At 63.3% G+C, this 18,733-nt stretch carries 19 protein-coding genes; 12 read left to right on the forward strand and 7 right to left on the reverse strand.

What is annotated here, in order from left to right; translation table 11 throughout:
* The first annotated feature begins 86 nt into the window (after positions 1-86).
* Entirely contained in the window at positions 87-410 is a 324-nt protein-coding gene (locus PM2_RS20545; protein ID WP_016712811.1) for an ElaB/YgaM/YqjD family protein, read from the forward strand.
* On the opposite strand, the gene PM2_RS20550 is transcribed toward PM2_RS20545, so the two are convergent.
* A complete protein-coding gene (locus PM2_RS20550; RefSeq protein WP_028699538.1) occupies positions 407-1,303 on the reverse strand; it encodes a LysR family transcriptional regulator in 897 nt (298 codons plus the stop codon). The two genes, PM2_RS20545 and PM2_RS20550, sit on opposite strands and share 4 nt — an antisense overlap.
* 110 nt (positions 1,304-1,413) lie before the next feature.
* On the opposite strand from PM2_RS20550, the gene trpB reads away from it, so the two are divergent.
* Positions 1,414-2,631, forward strand: coding sequence for a tryptophan synthase subunit beta (gene trpB / locus PM2_RS20555; RefSeq protein ID WP_016712809.1), 1,218 nt, complete (start codon positions 1,414-1,416; stop codon positions 2,629-2,631).
* Positions 2,628-3,437 (forward strand): tryptophan synthase subunit alpha, encoded by an 810-nt coding sequence (gene trpA / locus PM2_RS20560; RefSeq protein ID WP_028699539.1) that lies wholly within the window; start codon positions 2,628-2,630, stop codon positions 3,435-3,437. Before trpB ends, trpA begins: the two co-directional genes overlap by 4 nt.
* A 43-nt stretch (positions 3,438-3,480) precedes the next feature.
* Here the strand turns inward: trpA and PM2_RS20565 are convergent, their stop codons facing one another.
* The gene (locus PM2_RS20565; RefSeq protein WP_016712807.1) at positions 3,481-3,813 is read right to left on the reverse strand and encodes a DOPA 4,5-dioxygenase family protein; all 333 of its coding nucleotides are present in this window, start codon (positions 3,811-3,813) and stop codon (positions 3,481-3,483) included.
* 23 nt (positions 3,814-3,836) lie between these two features.
* Entirely contained in the window at positions 3,837-4,736 is a 900-nt protein-coding gene (locus tag PM2_RS20570) for a choline sulfate utilization transcriptional regulator (protein ID WP_016712806.1), read from the reverse strand.
* 108 nt (positions 4,737-4,844) lie between these two features.
* On the opposite strand from PM2_RS20570, the gene betC reads away from it, so the two are divergent.
* From betC to PM2_RS20585, 3 genes are all read left to right on the forward strand, one after another.
* Positions 4,845-6,362: a choline-sulfatase gene (betC, locus tag PM2_RS20575; protein ID WP_016712805.1), complete on the forward strand. Its 1,518-nt coding sequence runs from the start codon at positions 4,845-4,847 to the stop codon at positions 6,360-6,362.
* Between the two features lie 14 nt (positions 6,363-6,376).
* Positions 6,377-7,300 (forward strand): choline ABC transporter substrate-binding protein, encoded by a 924-nt coding sequence (gene choX / locus PM2_RS20580; RefSeq protein ID WP_016712804.1) that lies wholly within the window; start codon positions 6,377-6,379, stop codon positions 7,298-7,300.
* A gap of 158 nt (positions 7,301-7,458) precedes the next feature.
* The gene (locus tag PM2_RS20585) at positions 7,459-9,024 is read left to right on the forward strand and encodes a SulP family inorganic anion transporter (protein ID WP_016712803.1); all 1,566 of its coding nucleotides are present in this window, start codon (positions 7,459-7,461) and stop codon (positions 9,022-9,024) included.
* Positions 9,025-9,328: 304 nt separating this feature from the next.
* On the opposite strand, the gene aroE is transcribed toward PM2_RS20585, so the two are convergent.
* Positions 9,329-10,153: a shikimate dehydrogenase gene (gene aroE, locus PM2_RS20590; RefSeq protein ID WP_028699540.1), complete on the reverse strand. Its 825-nt coding sequence runs from the start codon at positions 10,151-10,153 to the stop codon at positions 9,329-9,331.
* Between the two features lie 25 nt (positions 10,154-10,178).
* Positions 10,179-11,090: an oxygen-dependent coproporphyrinogen oxidase gene (gene hemF, locus PM2_RS20595; RefSeq protein ID WP_016712801.1), complete on the reverse strand. Its 912-nt coding sequence runs from the start codon at positions 11,088-11,090 to the stop codon at positions 10,179-10,181.
* 135 nt (positions 11,091-11,225) lie between these two features.
* Between hemF and PM2_RS20600 the strand changes: the two genes are divergently transcribed.
* Positions 11,226-12,203, forward strand: coding sequence for an NADPH:quinone reductase (locus tag PM2_RS20600; protein ID WP_028699541.1), 978 nt, complete (start codon positions 11,226-11,228; stop codon positions 12,201-12,203).
* A gap of 79 nt (positions 12,204-12,282) precedes the next feature.
* Here the strand turns inward: PM2_RS20600 and tsaC are convergent, their stop codons facing one another.
* Together tsaC and dprA are read right to left on the reverse strand one after the other, a co-directional pair.
* Positions 12,283-12,840: an L-threonylcarbamoyladenylate synthase type 1 TsaC gene (gene tsaC, locus PM2_RS20605; RefSeq protein WP_016712799.1), complete on the reverse strand. Its 558-nt coding sequence runs from the start codon at positions 12,838-12,840 to the stop codon at positions 12,283-12,285.
* Positions 12,841-12,882: 42 nt separating this feature from the next.
* Complete coding sequence (gene dprA, locus PM2_RS20610) at positions 12,883-13,980, reverse strand: DNA-processing protein DprA (RefSeq protein WP_016712798.1); 1,098 nt, start codon at positions 13,978-13,980, stop codon at positions 12,883-12,885.
* A 206-nt stretch (positions 13,981-14,186) separates the two neighbouring features.
* On the opposite strand from dprA, the gene def reads away from it, so the two are divergent.
* The 5 genes from def to PM2_RS20635 are packed head-to-tail and all read left to right on the forward strand — an operon-like array spanning position 14,187 to position 18,716.
* Positions 14,187-14,693 (forward strand): peptide deformylase, encoded by a 507-nt coding sequence (def, locus tag PM2_RS20615; protein WP_016712797.1) that lies wholly within the window; start codon positions 14,187-14,189, stop codon positions 14,691-14,693.
* A 60-nt stretch (positions 14,694-14,753) separates the two neighbouring features.
* On the forward strand, positions 14,754-15,686 hold the full coding sequence (gene fmt / locus PM2_RS20620; RefSeq protein WP_028699542.1) for a methionyl-tRNA formyltransferase: 933 nt from the start codon (positions 14,754-14,756) through the stop codon (positions 15,684-15,686).
* The gene (rsmB, locus tag PM2_RS20625; RefSeq protein WP_028699543.1) at positions 15,683-16,993 is read left to right on the forward strand and encodes a 16S rRNA (cytosine(967)-C(5))-methyltransferase RsmB; all 1,311 of its coding nucleotides are present in this window, start codon (positions 15,683-15,685) and stop codon (positions 16,991-16,993) included. Before fmt ends, rsmB begins: the two co-directional genes overlap by 4 nt.
* A gap of 23 nt (positions 16,994-17,016) precedes the next feature.
* Entirely contained in the window at positions 17,017-18,390 is a 1,374-nt protein-coding gene (gene trkA / locus PM2_RS20630) for a Trk system potassium transporter TrkA (protein WP_016712794.1), read from the forward strand.
* A gap of 11 nt (positions 18,391-18,401) precedes the next feature.
* Positions 18,402-18,716 (forward strand): tetratricopeptide repeat protein, encoded by a 315-nt coding sequence (locus tag PM2_RS20635; protein ID WP_016712793.1) that lies wholly within the window; start codon positions 18,402-18,404, stop codon positions 18,714-18,716.
* Positions 18,717-18,733 lie beyond the last annotated feature (17 nt).

Raw genomic sequence — 18,733 nt, forward strand, 5'->3', positions numbered from 1 at the left:
CGTCACCCATGGCCAAAGTTCGATCGCACTTTCACGCATACCAACGGTCGCACTCCTTACAGCCCATACTGCAAAGGAGAGTCAACATGCACCGTAACTCGCTGCGTAAAACGTCCCTGGAAAGCATGGAAGCAGAGATCGAGAGCCTTCTGAAAAGCCTGGAGAACCTCAAGCACGATGCGTCGGAAGAGTCCCAGAAGTCGGTGAAGGCAATCCGCAGCAACGCTGAGAGTGCCCTCCGTCATTCGCGCAGCCTGCTGAGCGATGCCTATGAAGAAGTGAAGCAACGCACACGTCAGACCGGCATCGCCACCCGCGACTACGCCCAGGAACACCCGTACACCACCGCTGGCGTGGCCATTGGCGCACTGGGCCTGCTGGCGGCCTACCTGATGTGCAAACGCAACTAGGCGCTCTGCCGCGCCAATTCGGCACGTAGCCACTGCGCCAACTGCTCGGCGCGCCCATCTGCGGCGCGCCTGGGCACCCACAATGCCAACGCGGCAGGGGTAGGGGAAAAGCCCCACGGCGCACTCAAGCGGCCCGCACGCAGGTCATCAGCGACCAATGGCTGTGGCGCAATCGCCACACCCAAGCCCGCCACAGCGGCTTCCAGCAAGTAATACAGGTGCTCGAACGCCTGGCCATAGTGAATGGCTGCAGGGTCCAGACTCTGCTCCAGCGCCCAGGTAGGCCAGGCCTGCGGGCGCGAGGTGGTGTGCAGCAGGGCTTCACCCAGCAACGCCTTGGCAGGTGCCCCCTGCAAGCGTTCAAAGCCGGCGTAATGGGGGCTCACCACTGGCCCGATACGTTCCTCGGCCAGTACATACACCTGCATGTCCGCAGGCCACGGGGGTTCGGCATACACCAGCAGCGCGTCCAGCCCAGGCCGCCGCGGGTCGAGGTCACCTTCACCCGCCGACAGGTGCAAGCGCAGCTCGGGCAAATCCGCCTGTAGCCGCCCCAGCCGTGGGATGAACCAGCGCGCCAACAGGCTACCGGAGCAGCCCAACACGAACGGCGCTTCGCTGACATCACGGCTGAGCTCGGCACACACGCTGCGCAGCCGGTCGAAGGCTTCGCCACTGGCATCGCGCAGGCGCACCCCGGCATCTGTGAGTTTGATGCCGCGCCCGTCCTTGACGAACAGGGCCACGCCCAAGTGCTCTTCAAGCACTTTGATCTGCCGGCTGACGGCACCGTGGGTCACATGAAGGGCCTCGGCCGCCTGGCTGACGCTGTTAAGCCGGGCAGCGGCTTCAAAGGCTCGCAGTGCATTGAGGGGAGGGAGGTCGTGGGCCATTTTACCTGTGAGTTTTTCTGACAAGTTTGCGCAATCTTATCGGTTTTCAGCCGGGCTTGCCGTGGTTAGAGTAAAGCCCATCACTCATTCATTACGCCCTGGAGCGCCCCATGACCCAGTCCCAATACCGCCCCGGCCCCGACGCCAACGGCCTGTTCGGCTCGTTCGGCGGCCGCTACGTGGCCGAAACCCTGATGCCACTGGTGCTGGACCTGGCCCGCGAATACGAAGCGGCCAAGGCAGACCCCAAGTTCCTCGAAGAACTGGCCTACTTCCAGCGCGACTACATCGGCCGCCCGAACCCGCTGTATTTCGCCGAGCGCCTGACCGAACACTGTGGCGGCGCCAAGATCTTCTTCAAACGTGAAGAGCTCAACCACACCGGCGCGCACAAGGTGAACAACTGCATCGGCCAAGTGCTGCTGGCCAAGCGCATGGGCAAGAAGCGCCTGATCGCCGAAACCGGCGCCGGCATGCATGGCGTGGCCACCGCCACCGTCGCTGCCCGCTTCGGCCTGCCTTGCGTGATCTACATGGGCGCCACCGACATCGAGCGCCAGCAGGCCAACGTGTTCCGCATGAAGCTGCTGGGCGCCGAGATCGTCCCGGTCACTGCCGGCACCGGCACCCTGAAAGACGCCATGAACGAAGCCCTGCGCGACTGGGTGACCAACGTCGAAGATACCTTCTACCTGATCGGTACCGTGGCCGGCCCACACCCGTACCCGGCCATGGTCCGTGACTTCCAGTCGATCATCGGCAAGGAAACCCGCGCCCAGCTGCAAGAAAAGGAAGGCCGCCTGCCAGACAGCCTGGTTGCCTGCGTGGGGGGTGGCTCCAACGCCATGGGCCTGTTCCATGAGTTCCTCGAAGAACCAAGCGTGCAGATCATCGGCGTCGAAGCCGGTGGCCACGGCGTACACACCGACAAGCACGCCGCCAGCCTGAACGGCGGTGTACCGGGCGTGCTCCACGGCAACCGCACCTACCTGCTGCAGGATGGAGACGGCCAGATCACCGACGCCCACTCGATTTCCGCAGGCCTGGACTACCCCGGCATCGGCCCTGAGCACGCCTACCTGCACGAAGTGAAGCGCGTCGAGTACGTCAGCATCACCGACGACGAAGCGCTGGATGCGTTCCACGCCACCTGCCGCCTGGAAGGCATCATTCCGGCCCTGGAAAGCTCCCACGCCCTGGCCGAAGCGATCAAGCGCGCACCGAAGCTGCCCAAGGACCACCTGATGGTCGTGTGCCTGTCGGGCCGCGGCGACAAAGACATGCAAACCGTCATGAACCACATGGCCGCCCAGGAGAAACAGGCATGAGCCGTCTTGAACAACGCTTCGCCGAACTGAAGGCCGAAGGCCGTTCGGCACTGGTCACCTTCGTCACCGCAGGCGACCCGGGCTACGACGCTTCGCTGCAGATCCTCAAGGGCCTGTCGGCCGCTGGCGCCGACGTGATCGAACTGGGCATGCCGTTCACCGACCCGATGGCCGACGGCGTGGCCATCCAGCTGGCCACCCTGCGCGCCCTGGAGGCTGGCCAGACGCTGGCCAAGACCCTGCAGATGGTTCGCGAATTCCGTGTGGATAACCACAATACGCCAATCGTGCTGATGGGCTACTACAACCCGATCCACCGCTTTGGCGTGGAAAAGTTCGTGGCTGAAGCCAAGCAAGCCGGGGTCGATGGCCTGATCATCGTCGACCTGCCGCCCGAGCACGACGCCGAACTGGCGACCCCGGCCCAGGCTGCGGGTATCGACTTCATCCGCCTGACCACCCCGACCACCGACGATGCGCGGCTGCCGCGCGTTCTGGAGCGCAGCTCCGGGTTCGTCTACTACGTGTCGGTGGCCGGTGTGACCGGTGCCGGCTCGGCGACCACCGAGCACGTGACCGAGGCCATTGCCCGCCTGCGTCGGCATACCGATCTGCCGATCAGCGTTGGTTTCGGCATTCGCACCCCGGAGCAGGCCGCGAACATCGCCCGCTTGGCGGATGGTGTGGTGGTGGGGTCGGCGCTGGTCGACAAGATTGCCCAGGCCACTAGTGCGGACCAGGCAGTGAATGATGTGTTGAGCTTGTGCTCGGCACTGGCTGAAGGGGTACGCTCGGCTCGCCATTGATTGCGAGGGCTCAGCCCTCGATCGCGGCACAGGCAATACAAATCTACCCACCAAAAATCGACAGTTTCAAAGGCCGCACAGCACCCATCCAGATCGCATGGTCCCGGTGGTCCGCCAGCTCATCCCCGGTCAGCGGGTGCATGAACACCACCAACCCCTTGCGGTACAGCGCCAACCAAGGCAACACCACCCCGACAAATTCCGGCTCGAACGCCAGCTGGCAACTCCAGTCCGGGTGCGGCCCCACCGGCTTCTGGTGCATACGCCCCATGGTCACAGGGAACAGCCGCGCCGCCTCCTCACACAGCTCACGTGCCTGTTCCATCGTTGCCGCGTCGTAATAAACGTGTGCGTGGTAACCCTTGATTCTTTGCACGATAACTCCCGATTACACCGCCATCAGCCACTGCGCTCCTGCTCCAGCCAGCTGACGAACCGCTCGATCAACGCCCCGCGCCGCTTGCGCGGCGGCAAAACCAGATAATAGCCCCGACTCGACGTCAGGCTCCCCTCTAATGGCCGACATAGCAAGCCTTGATCCACCAGGCCATCCACCAGGTGCCGCCAACCAATCGCCACACCCTGACCAGCAATCGCCGCTTGGATCAGCAGGGTGTAGTTGTCAAAGCGCAACTGCCCCGCAGGTGGCGGGCTGGCCACGCCAAATCCGCGAAACACCCCCGCCCAATCAAACCAGCGGCTGGCCTGCTCGCCCTTCAAATGCAACAGGGGTAACTGTTGCAAAGCCACGGCTGACAAGGGTTTGCCATGAGTCAGCCGGGGGCTGCACACCGGGAACACTTCCTCATCGAACAGCCAGCGGCTTTCGCCCTGGTGAAAGCGCCCATCGCCAAACAGGACCGCCACATCGATGTCCGGCCGCAACATGCCCTGACTGCGCTCACCGGTCACCAGGCTCACATCCACCTGTGGATAAGCATCGTGAAAGCGCTGCAACCGGGGCATCAGCCAGAACGCGGCAAAGGCAAAGTCAGTGGCCACCTGCAGCACCTCGCGCTGGCCACGCCCGCTGGCTTGGGCAATGCCGTCATCCATCGCCTGCAATCCCTGATGCACCTGCTCGAACAGTACCTGTCCGGCTTCGGTCAGCTCGATGCCCCGGTAAATACGGTCGAACAGGCGCGTGCCCAGCTGGGCTTCCAGGCGTTTCACCTGCTGGCTCACGGCCGGTTGTGTGGTACCCAGCTCCAGCGCCGCGGCAGTAAAGCTGCGCAGACGCGCTGCCGCCTCGAACACGCGCAAGGTATCCAGTGACAGCTCGGCGAGGTGATCAAACATAAGCGCAGCTAATCCCAGTCATTGCCCGCCATGGGCTTTACCCATGTTAGCCACAGTCGCATCTTGGTAGGCAAGCGGTTCGCATAACCCTCAACGATGGAAGCCACCATGACGCGCCCGAATATCCTGTTCATCATGGCCGACCAGATGGCCGCACCTTTGCTGCCGATCTACGCCCCCTCGCCGATCCAGATGCCGCACCTGGGCCGCTTGGCCGAGCAGGCGGTGGTGTTCGACTCGGCTTACTGCAACAGCCCACTGTGCGCGCCGTCGCGCTTTACCCTGGTCAGCGGCCAGCTGCCCAGCCGCATAGGCGCCTACGACAACGCCGCCGATTTCCCCGCTGACGTGCCAACCTATGCCCACTACCTGCGCCGGCTGGGCTACCGCACAGCACTGTCGGGCAAGATGCACTTCTGCGGCCCGGACCAGCTGCACGGCTACGAAGAACGCCTGACCAGCGATATCTACCCCGCCGACTACGGCTGGGCGGTGAACTGGGACGAACCGGATGTGCGCCCCAGCTGGTACCACAACATGTCCTCGGTGCTGCAGGCCGGCCCATGCGTACGCACCAACCAGCTGGATTTCGACGAAGAAGTGGTGTTCAAGGCGCGCCAGTACCTGTACGACCATGTGCGCGGGAACGATGGCCGGCCGTTCTGCCTGACCGTGTCCATGACCCACCCGCACGACCCGTACACCATCCCCAAGCGCTACTGGGATCGCTACGAGGGTGTGGATATCCCCATGCCTCGCGCCGAGTTCAGCCAGTCGGAACTCGACCCACACTCTCAGCGCCTGCTCAAGGTCTACGACCTGTGGAACAAGCCGCTACCTGTGGAAAAGATCCGCGATGCCCGCCGCGCCTACTTCGGCGCCTGCAGCTATATCGACGACAACATCGGCCAGCTGCTGCAAACCCTGGAGGAATGCAACCTGGCACACGATACCGTGATCGTGTTCTCCGGCGACCACGGCGACATGCTCGGCGAGCGTGGCCTCTGGTACAAAATGCACTGGTTCGAGATGTCGGCACGGGTGCCGTTGCTGGTTCATGCACCAAAGCGCTTCGCTGCAAGCCGGGTCAGCGCCTCGGTCTCCACCTGCGACCTGTTGCCAACCCTGGTCGAACTCGCTGGCGGCGCTGTGGATAACCACCTGCACCTGGACGGCCGCTCACTGGTAAGTCACCTGCAAGGGCAGGGCGGCCACGACGAAGTGATCGGCGAATACATGGCCGAAGGCACCGTCGGCCCGTTGATGATGATCCGCCGTGGGCCGTACAAGTTCGTGTACAGCGAAGACGACCCATGCCTACTCTATGACCTGAGCCGCGACCCGCACGAGCGGGAGAACCTCACCGGCAGCCCGGACCATCAGGCGCTGCTGCAGGCATTGGTCGATGAAGCACAGCAGCGTTGGGACATCCCCAGCCTGCGCCAGCAGGTGCTGGCCAGCCAGCGCCGCCGCCGCCTGGTGGCCGAAGCGCTGGCCATCGGCAAGCTGAAAAGCTGGGACCACCAACCGCTGGTGGACGCCAGTCAACAGTACATGCGCAACCACATCGATCTCGACGACCTCGAGCGCAAGGCACGTTATCCACAGCCCGCACCCATGGATTGAGAAGAGAGGCCGCCATGCACAAGTTCTCCGCCGCCGTGTTCGCCCTGGCCATGGGCACCGCCACGGCCCACGCCGCCGACAGCGACGCGCAATGCAGCACCGTGAAAATGGCCGACCCCGGCTGGAGCGATATCGCTTCGACCAACGCCGTGGCCCGCCTGCTACTGGAAAGCCTGGGCTACCAGGTGAAAATCGACAGCCTGGCCGTACCGATCATCTACGGTGGCCTGAAGGACGGCCGTGTCGATGCCTTCCTCGGCAACTGGATGCCGGCGCAGCAAGGCTTCCATGACAAGTTCATCGCCAACGGCGATGTGCAGCAACTGTCGCGCAACCTGGAAGGCACCGAGTTCACCCTGGCCGTGCCCGACTATGTGTGGAATGCCGGGGTGAAGGACTTTGCCGACCTGCAAAAGCATGCCGACCAGTTCGACAAGAAGCTATACGGCATCGGCTCCGGCGCACCGGCCAATCTGTCGCTGAAGGAAATCATCGACAAGAATGATTTCAACCTCGGCCAGTGGAAGCTGGTGGAATCCAGCGAACAGGCCATGCTGGCGCAGGTCGACCGGGCAGTGAAGAAGCAGCAGTTCATCACCTTCCTTGGCTGGACACCGCACCCGATGAACGTGAAGCTGAAGATGCATTACCTGACCGGCGGGGAGAAGTGGTTCGGCAGCAAAGGCGAGGTGTATACGCTGACCCGCAAGGGTTATCCACAGGCCTGCCCGAATGCGGCGAAGCTGCTGGGTAACCTTAGGTTCACGCTGGACATGGAAAACAGCATCATGGCCGAGGTTGTGGACAAGAAGATCAGCTTTGATGAAGCAGCCAAGGGCTGGGTGAAGGCGCATCCCAAGTTGCTGGATGAGTGGTTGGCTGGGGTGACCACCAAATCTGACGGCAATGCCCTGGAGGCCGTCAAAGCCAAACTGTAATCTCGCAAGCAACACACCTCCCCTGTGGGAGCGGGCAAGCCCGCGAAGAGGCCACCGCGGTGGATGGCACCGGCTTTGCCGGTGTTCGCGGCGGTTCGACGCCTCGACATGCCCGCTCCCGCAGGGTTTGGCGAAACCTTAAGGATTGTGGATAAACCATGCATCGCCTTACTCACCTGCTGCCCTTCCTCACCTGGCTCCCCCGCCAATCGGGCCGCAGCCTGCGCCAGGACCTGCTGGTGGGCCTGAGCGGTGCCATCCTTGCCCTGCCGCAATCCATCGCCTACGCCCTGATCGCCGGCCTGCCCGCCGAATATGGCCTGTACGCCGCCATCGTGCCGGTGCTGATCGCTTGCCTATGGGGTTCATCCTGGCACCTGATCTGCGGCCCGACCGCTGCCATTTCCATCGTCCTCTACGCCAGCATCAGCCCGCTGGCCATGGCGGGCAGCGCCGATTACATCACCCTGGTGCTGCTATTGACGTTCCTCGGCGGCATCTTCCAGCTACTGCTGGGGCTTTTGCGGTTTGGCGCGCTGGTCAATTTCGTCTCCCATTCCGTGGTGCTCGGTTTCACCCTGGGCGCCGCCATCGTCATCGCCTTGGGCCAACTGCCCAACCTGCTGGGCATGGACCTGCCCAGCCAGGCTACTGCGCTGAAGACCGTGCAGGATCTGGCCAGCCATGCCGGAGAAGTCGACCTGCCTTCACTGATGCTTGGCCTGGCCACCGTGCTGATCGGCGTGACCTTGAAACTCTGGCGCCCACGCTGGCCGAGCCTGTTGATAAGCCTGATCCTGGTCAGCCTGCTGGCGTGGCTGTTGCCAGGCTTCTTTGATCATGTACCACGAGTAGCAGCCTTCACCGGGCAACTTCCCCCTTTTAGCCCGCTGCCCCTGCTAGACGTGGAACTGATGCTGCGCCTGCTGCCCAGCGCCGTGGCAGTAGGCATGCTGGGGCTGGTAACCAGCCTGTCGATTGCCCGCTCTCTCTCGGCACGCTCAGAACAACTGATCGACCCGGATCAGGAAATACGTGCCCAGGGCCTGTCGAACATCGCGGGGGCGTTTTTCTCTGGTTACCTGTCTGCCGGCTCCTTCACCCGCTCGGGCCTGAGCTATGAAGCGGGTGCCCGTTCGCCCATGGCCGGGGTGTTCTCGGCGCTGTGGGTAGCGTTGTTCGCCGTTACCGGCGCCAGGTTGATCGCACACCTGCCGATACCCGCCATGGCCGGCAGCATTTTGCTGATCTGTTGGGGGTTGGTGGACCATCGGGGGATTCGCGCGCTGTTCCGGGTCAGCCGCTCGGAGTTTCTGGTAATGGCACTGACGGCAGCGGCGACCTTGTTGCTGGAATTGCAGACGGCGATCTATGCCGGGGTGCTAGCGTCGCTGTTCTTCTATTTGAAGCGCACTTCACGGCCACGGGTACAGCAGACCCGTGAAGGTGATGCGGATGTATTGCGGGTGGGCGGGTCGATCTTCTTTGGTGCGGCGCATTACCTGCAGGTGCGCTTGCAGCGTTGCCAGGGGCCACATGTGGTGATCGATGCGCGGCAGGTGAATTTTATCGATTACTCGGGTGTGGATATGTTGCACCGCGAGGCCCGGCGCTTGATGCGAATGGGGGGGAGTTTGACTTTGCACCGGGCCAGGCCGCAGGTGGTCGAGGAGTTGCAAAAGCTGGAGGGTGTTGAATTGTGCCCGATCCGGTTTGAGGAATGACCTGACAATTTTGCCAGTTGTGCCAAAAACAAGGCTGCGGAAAATCAGAGGTATCAACAGCGCAAGGACTGCCTCATGGCGTCTTACACAGGGTTCATGGCCTTGATCCTTTTGTCATCCACTGCCTTCGGCGCAACCAGTGACGAATGCATCACCCAGGCGGAGCAGCGAATTTCCCGGCTCGAGTTGCTGATGAACGAACGGGAGGCCTACACGGGCAAGAAGCAATCGGCCGAGAAAATTGCTCACTATGACGAGCAGATCCGCCTGGAGAAATCTCGCCTCCAGGCGAATGGAGGTCGAGTCAGTTGCGCATCAGTTGACGCCGCAGCTCAGCCAGCACCGGCGCCGTGTCCGGACGCACTCCCCGCCAGATGAAGAAGGCTTCAGCCGCCTGCTCAGCCAGCATCCCCAGCCCATCCAGCACCTTGGCCGCCCCCAGCTTGGTAGCCCACTGGCAAAACGGCGTCGGCTCCTTGCCATACATCATGTCGTAGCAAACCGTGCGCCCGGCCTCGACCAGACTGTCGGCAATCGGCGGCAATTCCCCGGCCAGGCTCGCCGAGGTGGCGTTGATGATCACATCCACCGGCTCCTGCAACCAGGCAAACCCGCTGGCCACCACCGGCCCCAATTCATCGAACTCACGCGCCAGCTGCTCGGCCTTTTCCACTGTGCGGTTGGCGATTACCAGCGACTGCGGCTTGTGCGCCAGAATCGGCTCCAGCACGCCGCGCACGGCGCCGCCGGCACCGAGGATGAGAATGCGTTTACCAGCCAGTTCGACGCCGGCATTCACCGTCAGGTCGCGCACCAGGCCAGCGCCATCGGTGTTGTCGCCCTGCAAGGTACCGTCGGCCAGCTTGCTCAGCGTGTTCACTGCCCCAGCGCGCTGTGCACGAGGGGTCAGGCTGTCGCACAGGCGATAGGCCTCTTCCTTGAACGGCACCGTGACGTTGCCGCCACTGCCTTGCTTGAAGAAGCCGCGCGCGCAATCGCTGAACTCGTCCAGCGGCGACAGCAGGGTGGTGTATTCCAGGTCCTGGCCGGTCTGCTCGGCGAACAGGCGGTGGATCAGCGGCGACTTGCTGTGGCCGATGGGGTTACCGAAAACGACGTACTGGTCCATGGCGGTTCCTTGGTTGTCCACAGGCTTACTGGCCAAGCCAGTCGCGGTCTTGCAAGAAGTACTCGGTCAGGCGCGCTTCTTCGCTGCCGGGCGCAGCCTTCCAGTCGTAGCCCCAACGTACCTGCGGCGGCAGCGACATGAGGATGGACTCGGTACGGCCACCAGACTGCAGGCCGAACAGGGTGCCACGGTCGTAGACCAGGTTGAACTCCACGTAACGGCCGCGCCGGTATTCCTGGAACTCGCGCTGCTGCGGGGTGTAGGGCGTGTCCTTACGACGCTGGATGATCGGCAGGTAGGCGTTGACGTAGGCATCGCCGATGGCGCGGATGAAGGCAAAGCAGGTGTCGAAATCCCACTCGTTCAAGTCATCGAAGAACAGCCCGCCAATGCCACGTGGCTCACCCCGGTGCTTGAGGTGGAAGTAGCGGTCGCACCAGGCCTTGTAGCGCGGGTACACGTCGGCGCCGAACGGAGCGCAGGCCTGCTCGGCCACGCGGTGCCAGTGGATGCAGTCGTCTTCATTGCCGTAGTACGGGGTCAGGTCGAAGCCACCACCGAACCACCACACAGCTTCTTCACCTTCCTTTTCGGCGATAAAGAAGCGCACGTTGGCGTGGGAGGTAGGCACATGCGGGTTGTGCGGGTGAATCACCAGCGACACGCCCAAGGCCTCGAAACCACGGCCCGCCAGCTCAGGGCGGTGGGCACTGGCCGAGGGCGGCAGACCCGCACCGAACACATGGGAAAAGTTGACCCCGCCTTTCTCGATCACCTTGCCGTCGCCGATCACCCGCGTGCGGCCCCCGCCACCGGCTTCGCGCACCCAGGCGTCCTCGACGAAGCGGGCGCCGCCGTCTTCTGTTTCGAGGGCAGAGCAGATGCGGTCTTGCAGGTCGAGCAGGTAGGCTTTCACGGCCTCGGTGCGGCTAGTCATCGGGTCACCAGGAACGGGCAGGGAAGAATTCGCCGCGTAGCATACCACCGCCAGCGCGCGCGCCGCAGTTGACGGCGATCAAGCAAAGGCGTCCGATAGAAGGCCTTTACCCGATCCCGACGACAGGAGTGCGAGATGGCCAAGCGTATCCAGTTCAGCCAGCATGGCGGCCCGGAAGTGCTGCAGTTTGTGGAGTTCGAACCCGCCCCACCGGGGCCGCAGCAGGTGCGCGTGCGTAACCATGCCATCGGCCTGAACTTCATCGATACCTACTTCCGCAGTGGGTTGTATGCGCCGCCGTCCCTGCCTTCAGGCCTGGGCACCGAGGCTGCCGGTGTCGTCGAGGCCGTGGGCGAAGGCGTCACGCGGCTGAAGGTAGGTGACCGTGTGGCCCATGCCGGTGGCCCCCTGGGGGCGTACAGCGAGGTGCATACGTTGCCGGAGGCCAACCTGGTCAAGCTGCCCGACAGCATCAGCTTCGAGCAGGCAGCGGCGGTGATGCTCAAGGGTTTGACCGTGCAGTACCTGCTGAAACAGACCTATGAGGTGAAGGCGGGTGACGTGATTCTGTTCCACGCGGCGGCTGGCGGTGTGGGTTCGCTGGCGTGCCAGTGGGCCAAGGCCTTGGGCGCCAAACTGATCGGTACCGTGAGTTCTGCCGAAAAGGCCGAGCGGGCCAAGGCGCTGGGGGCGTGGGAAACCATCGACTACAGCCGTGAAGATGTCGCCAAGCGCGTGCTGGAGCTGACCGATGGCAAGAAATGCCCGGTGGTGTACGACGGCGTGGGCGCCGATACCTGGCTGACTTCGCTGGACTGCCTGCAACCGCGTGGATTGATGGTGAGCTTCGGCAATGCCTCGGGCGCGGTGAGCGGGGTGAACCTGGGTATTCTGGCGCAGAAGGGCTCGCTGTATGTCACACGCCCAACGTTGGCGAGCTATGCCAACAATGCCGAGAACACTCAGGCCATGGCCGATGACCTGTTTGCGATGATTGCGAGTGGCAAGCTGGTTGTGGATATCCAGCAGCGGTATCCATTAAGTGAGGCGGCCAAGGCGCAGGCGGAGCTGTCGGCGCGCAGGACCGTGGGGTCGACTGTACTGATCCCCTGAGCCGGGCACTTCACCTGTGGGAGCGGGCATGCCCGCTCCCACAGGGGCCCGAGCCCACCCGCAAGCGCTGTGGATAGATTCAGCCTGGTCGCACCACTTCGCCAGTAGCCAGATTACGAATCACACTCGGATTCTTCCGCCCGCCCAGCGCCCCGCCGAGCACCAGGTCCAACTGGCCATGGAAGTACTGCTCCACCCGCAACCGGGTCTTCGCCGCCGGGCGCCCGCCGGGGTTGCACGAGGTGGAAATCAGCGGCCCCACCAACGCACACAACTCACGCACCACCGGGTGGTCGCTGACCCGCAGCGCCACGGTGTCATGCTGCCCGGTCACCCATTCAGGCAACAGGTCCTGATGCGGCACCAACCAGGTGTTCGGCCCCGGCCAGGTGCTGCCCATGCGGTCGATCCAGTCTTCTGGGAAGTCCTCGAACAGAAAATCGAACTGGCGGATGTTGTCGGCGATCAGGATCAGCCCTTTATCCACAGGCCGCGATTTCAGCGCCAGCAGGCGATACACCGCGTCCTCGTTCCACGGGTCGCAGCCCAGGCCCCAGACCGCTTCCGTCGGGTAGGCGATCACCGCGCCCGCCCGTACCTCACGTGCGGCTTGTTGCACACGAAAACTGCTCACCATTGCTGTCTCTCCGCCTATATACCTTGCTTGTGTGCAGTGTACTTAGCCCGCACGGGCAAACCAACGCCCGGCTTCATTGCTGACCCGGCCTTCCAGCTCCAGCTCGGTCAGTTGCGCCAGCACTTCGGCGAGCGGCAGCTCGCTGCAATGCGCCAGGCTTTCGCTGGTTTGCGGCGCGGCATGCAGCAGGGCAAGCAGGGGATGGTCGAATTTGTCCACAACGGCGGGCGGCAGGTTTTGCCAGCCCTGCAAGCTTTCGAGGATCTGATCCACGCTTTCCACCAGCAGCGCGCCATCGCGGATCAACTGGTGGCAGCCCTTCGAACCCGGGTGGTGAATGGAGCCCGGAATCGCATACACCTCGCGGCCTTGCTCAGCCGCCAGGCGGGCGGTGATCAGCGAACCACTGGCCAGGCTGGCTTCGACCACCAGCACGCCCAGCGACAGCCCACTGATGATGCGATTGCGCCGTGGGAAGTTGCCGGGCAATGGCCCGGCATTCAGCGGGTACTCGGAAACCAGTGCGCCGCCATGGTCGATCATCGCCTGTGCAAGCTCCAGGTGCCGCTGTGGATAAAGTTTTTGCAACCCCGTGCCAAGCACGCCAATCGTACCCCCACCAGCCTGCAACGCAGCCCGATGAGCGGCACCATCGATACCCACAGCCAAGCCGCTGGTGATAATAAAACCGGCCTGCACCAGGTAGCGGGAAAATGCCGCAGCGGTGTCGAGCGCCGGTGGTGTGGCACGCCTGCTGCCCACAATAGCCAACTGTGGACGTTCGAGCAACGCAGGTTCGCCAGCCACGAAAAGCAGCGGTGGCGCATCGTCGATTTCCGCCAGCAATGCAGGGTAATCGGGGCCGTCCCACATCAGTAAATGCTGGCCAGGTCGCTCTAGCCAGGCCATTGCGGCCAGTGCGCCATCGCGCACTTCGGCACTGCGTCGCGCGTCAATGGTGATCTGTGGGATGCCCAGTGCACGCCAGGCCGAACCCGGTGCACTGAGTGCAGAGGAGGCACTGCCAAAGGCATCGAACAACGTGCGAAAACGTCGCAGTCCCATCCCGGTCAGGCAGTGCAGGCGTAATCGTGCATCCAGTTCGGCAGGCGAACAGAGCGACGAATGGTGAATTGGCATAGGGATCATCCTTGATCGAAATAGGGCCATTTACGTGGCACAACCTGTGGATAACTCTGTGAGTAACACTTTGAAAAGCTGTCCATTGATTGAAGGCTATCAAGCCCATAAACACCCTAGACGAGCTTGCCAGGTGCCGAAATCCTCGTTTCCCTTTATTATGTGTGCTCAGTTTTCAACCGAACGCACAGTGACTGCCTGACCTTATGGCCATCTTGAACATTCTCGAATTCCCGGACCCGCGCCTGCGCACCATCGCCAAGCCGGTGACGGTGTTCGACGACGCCCTGCGTCAGCTGATCGACGACATGTTTGAAACCATGTACGAAGCCCCTGGCATCGGCCTGGCCGCCACCCAGGTGAACGTGCACCTGCAGGTCGTGGTCATGGACCTCAGCGAAGACCGCAGCGAGCCGCGCGTCTTCATCAACCCCACGGTCGAAGAGCTGACCCATGACATGGGCCAATATCAGGAAGGCTGCCTGTCGGTACCGGGCTTCTACGAGAACGTCGACCGCCCGCTGCGCGTACGGGTCAAGGCCCAGGACCGGGACGGCAAGCCGTACGAGCTGGAATGCGAAGGCCTGCTGGCGGTGTGCGTGCAGCACGAATTCGATCACCTCAACGGCAAGCTGTTCGTTGACTACCTGTCGCAGCTCAAGCGCGACCGGATCAAGAAGAAGCTGGAAAAGCAGCACCGCCAGCAAGCCTGATCCCCACCTTCCAGAAGGCTTGCTCCGGCAAGCCTTTTTCTTTTTTGAAGCGAGAACTCCATGCGCATCGTCTTTGCAGGCACTCCAGAGTTTGCCGCCGAACACCTCAAGGCCCTGCTCGACAGCCCGTACGAAATCGTGGCTGTCTACACCCAGCCTGACCGCCCTGCCGGCCGTGGCCAGAAGCTGATGCCAAGTGCGGTCAAGGCGCTGGCCGTGGCCCATGACATCCCAGTGTTCCAGCCGCAAACCCTGCGCAACGCCGACGCACAGGCTGAACTGGCCGCACTGAAGCCGGACCTGATGGTGGTGGTCGCCTATGGCCTGATCCTGCCGCAGGTGGTGCTGGATATCCCCCGCCTGGGCTGCATCAACAGCCATGCCTCCCTGCTGCCACGCTGGCGCGGTGCCGCACCGATCCAGCGCGCCGTGGAAGCCGGCGACGCCGAGAGCGGTGTGACCGTGATGCGTATGGAAGCAGGCCTGGACACCGGCCCGATGCTGCTCAAGGTAGTCACCCCGATCAGCGCCGAAGACACCGGCGGCAGCCTGCACGACCGCTTGGCCGAGATGGGCCCGCCAGCAGTCGTCCAGGCCATTGCCGGCCTGGCCGACGGTTCGCTGCAAGGCGAAGTTCAGAACGACGCCCTGGCCACCTACGCGCACAAGCTGAACAAGGACGAAGCACGCATCGACTGGAGCCGCCCGGCCGTCGAGCTGGAACGCCTGATCCGTGCCTTCAACCCGTGGCCGGTTTGCCACAGCTCCCTCGATGGCGAAAGCGTGAAAGTGCTGACCGCCAACTTGTCCACAGCGACAGGCACCCCCGGCGAGATCCTCTCCGCCAGCAAGGACGGCCTGGTGGTCGCCTGCGGTGACCAGGCCCTGAGCCTGACCCGCCTGCAACTGCCCGGCGGCAAGCCGCTGAACTTCAGCGACCTGTTCAACAGCCGTCGCGAGAAATTCGCCAGCGGCAAGGTGCTGGGCCAATGAACCCACGCCTCGCCGCCGCCCGTGCCCTTGCCGCTGTACTTAGCGGCAAGGCTTCGCTGAACAGCTCGCTGCCGGCGCAGCTGGACAAGGTCGACGAGCGCGACCGTGGCCTGACCCAGGACCTGGCGTTCGGCACCGCACGCTGGCAGCCTCGCCTCGACCTGCTGGCCGCGCAACTGCTGCAAAAGCCGTTCAAGGCCGCCGATGCCGATGTGCAGGCGCTGCTGCTGGTCGGCCTGTATCAGTTGTTCTACACCCGTATTCCCGCCCACGCCGCCATCGGCGAAACCGTCGGCTGTGCCGACAAGCTGAAGAAACCGTGGGCCAAAGGGCTGCTCAATGCCGTACTGCGCCGCGCCCAGCGCGAAGGCGAGGAGCTGTTGGCAAGCATGGAGCGCGACCCGGTGGTACGCACCGCCCACCCGCGCTGGCTGCAGAAATCGCTGAAAGCGTTCTGGCCGGAGCAGTGGGAAGCCATCTGCGCCGCCAATAACGCCCACCCACCGATGATTTTGCGAGTAAACCGCCGTCATCACAGCCGCGATGCCTATTTGGCCCTGCTGGCCGAAGCTAGCGTGGCCGCCAGTGCCTGCCAGTTCAGCCGTGACGGCATCGTGCTGGCCGAAGCCTGCGACGTACGTGGCCTGCCAGGCTTTGCTGAAGGCTGGGTGAGCGTGCAGGACGAAGCCGCGCAACTGTCTGCCGACCTGCTTGAACTGGCCCCCGGCCAACGCGTGCTGGACGCCTGCTGTGCACCCGGAGGCAAAACCTGCCACCTGCTCGAAGCCGAATCTGACCTGGCCCACGTAGTGGCCATCGACCTTGAAGCCAAGCGCCTGACCCGCGTACGCGAGAACCTCGACCGCCTCAAACTCGACGCCGAGCTGATCGCCTGCGATGCCCGCGACACCGCCAGCTGGTGGGACGGCAAGCCGTTCCAGCGCATCCTGCTCGACGCCCCGTGCTCGGCCACTGGCGTGATCCGCCGCCACCCGGACATCAAGCTGACCCGTCAGGCCGACGACATTCCGGCCCTGGCTTCGCTGCAAGGCGAGCTGCTGGATGCCCTGTGGCCGACCCTGGAAGTGGGCGGCATGCTGCTGTACGCCACCTGCTCCAGCCTGCCGACCGAGAACACCGAAGTGATCGACGCCTTCCTGGCCCGCACCCCGGGCGCCCGTGAGCTGGACCTGGCAACCGAGGCCGGGCTGCGCCAGCCCCACGGTCGCCAGCTGCTTGCCCAGGAAGGCGGCCACGACGGTTTCTACTATGCCAAGCTGATCAAGATCGCCGCCTCGCGCGGATAAGAACAAAAGGTAGGGAGTAGCGGATGAAGATCATCATCCTCGGCGCAGGCCAGGTAGGCGGTACGCTGGCAGAGCACCTGGCCAGCGAAGCCAACGACATCACCGTGGTCGACACCGATGGCGACCGCCTGCGCGACCTGGGCGACCGCCTGGACATCCGCACCGTGCAAGGCCGCGGCTCGCTGCCGACGGTGCTGCGCCAGGCAGGCGCTGACGACGCCGACATGCTGGTAGCGGTGACCAACAGCGATGAAACCAACATGGTCGCCTGCCAGGTAGCCTATTCGCTGTTCCACACCCCGACCAAGATCGCCCGGGTACGCGAGTCGGCCTACCTCACCCGCGAAGAGCTGTTCGACAACGACCATATCCCGGTCGACGTGCTGATCAGCCCCGAGCAGGTGGTGACCAACTACATCAAGCGCCTGATCGAACACCCAGGCTCGCTGCAGGTGATCGATTTCGCCGAAGGCAAGGCCCAGTTGGTGGCGGTAAAGGCTTACTACGGTGGCCCGCTGGTCGGCCAGCAACTGCGCCAGATTCGTGCGCACATGCCCAACGTCGATACCCGCGTGGCGGCCATCTTCCGCCGCGACCGGCCGATCACCCCACGGGGCGACACGGTAATCGAAGCTGACGACGAAGTGTTCTTCATTGCCGCGAAGAAGGACATTCGCGCCGTGATGGGCGAGCTGCGCCGCATCGACGAAACCAACAAGCGCATTGTCATCGCCGGGGGCGGGCAGATCGGCGAACGCTTGGCCGAGGCCATCGAAAGCCGCTACCAGGTGAAGATCATCGAGATGAGCCCGGCCCGTTGCAGGCACCTCTCCGATACCCTGGAAAGCACTGTGGTGCTGCAGGGCAGCGCGTCGGACAAGGACCTGATGCTCGAAGAGAACATCGCCGACGCCGATATTTTCCTGGCCCTGACCAACGACGACGAAGCCAACATCATGTCGTCGCTGCTGGCCAAGCGCCTGGGCGCGGGCAAAGTGATGACCATCATCAACAACCCGGCCTATGTCGACCTGGTGCAGGGCGGCGATATCGACATTGCCATCAGCCCGCAGCTGGCCACCATCGGCACCCTGCTCGCGCACGTGCGCCGTGGCGACATTGTCAGTGTGCACTCGCTGCGCCGTGGCGCAGCCGAGGCCATCGAAGCGGTGGCGCACGGGGATTCGAAGTCGAGCAAGGTGGTGGGCAAGGCGATCGAGGATATTGCCCTGCCGCCGGGCACCACCATTGGCGCGATCATTCGTGACGAAGAGGTGATGATTGCCCACGACGACACCATGATCGAGTCGGGTGACCATGTGATCCTGTTCGTTGTGGATAAAAAGCATATTCGGGATGTGGAAAAGCTGTTCCACGTCGGCTTGAGTTTCTTCTAGGAGAAGAGGGCATGCGCGAATCGCTGGAGAAGATGCTGGCCAAGGGTGTGGATAACCCGCTGCTGAGGTTTGGCTTGGGCAAGGCCTGGCTGGATGAAGGCAACGGCGCTGAAGCGGCGGAGCACCTAGCTCGGTGTGTTGAGCAGGATCCGAAGTACTCCGCAGCCTGGAAGCTGCTGGGCAAGGCGCATCAGTTGCAGGGTGACCTGGCAGCGGCGCGCAAAGCCTGGGAGGAGGGGATCGAGGCAGCTCTTGCCCATGGGGACAAGCAGGCCGAGAAAGAGATGACCGTTTTCCTCAAGAAGCTCAACAAAGCATCGGGTTGACGCGGTCCCTGTAGGAG

This window comes from Pseudomonas monteilii NBRC 103158 = DSM 14164, assembly GCF_000730605.1.
GTDB lineage: Bacteria > Pseudomonadota > Gammaproteobacteria > Pseudomonadales > Pseudomonadaceae > Aquipseudomonas > Aquipseudomonas monteilii.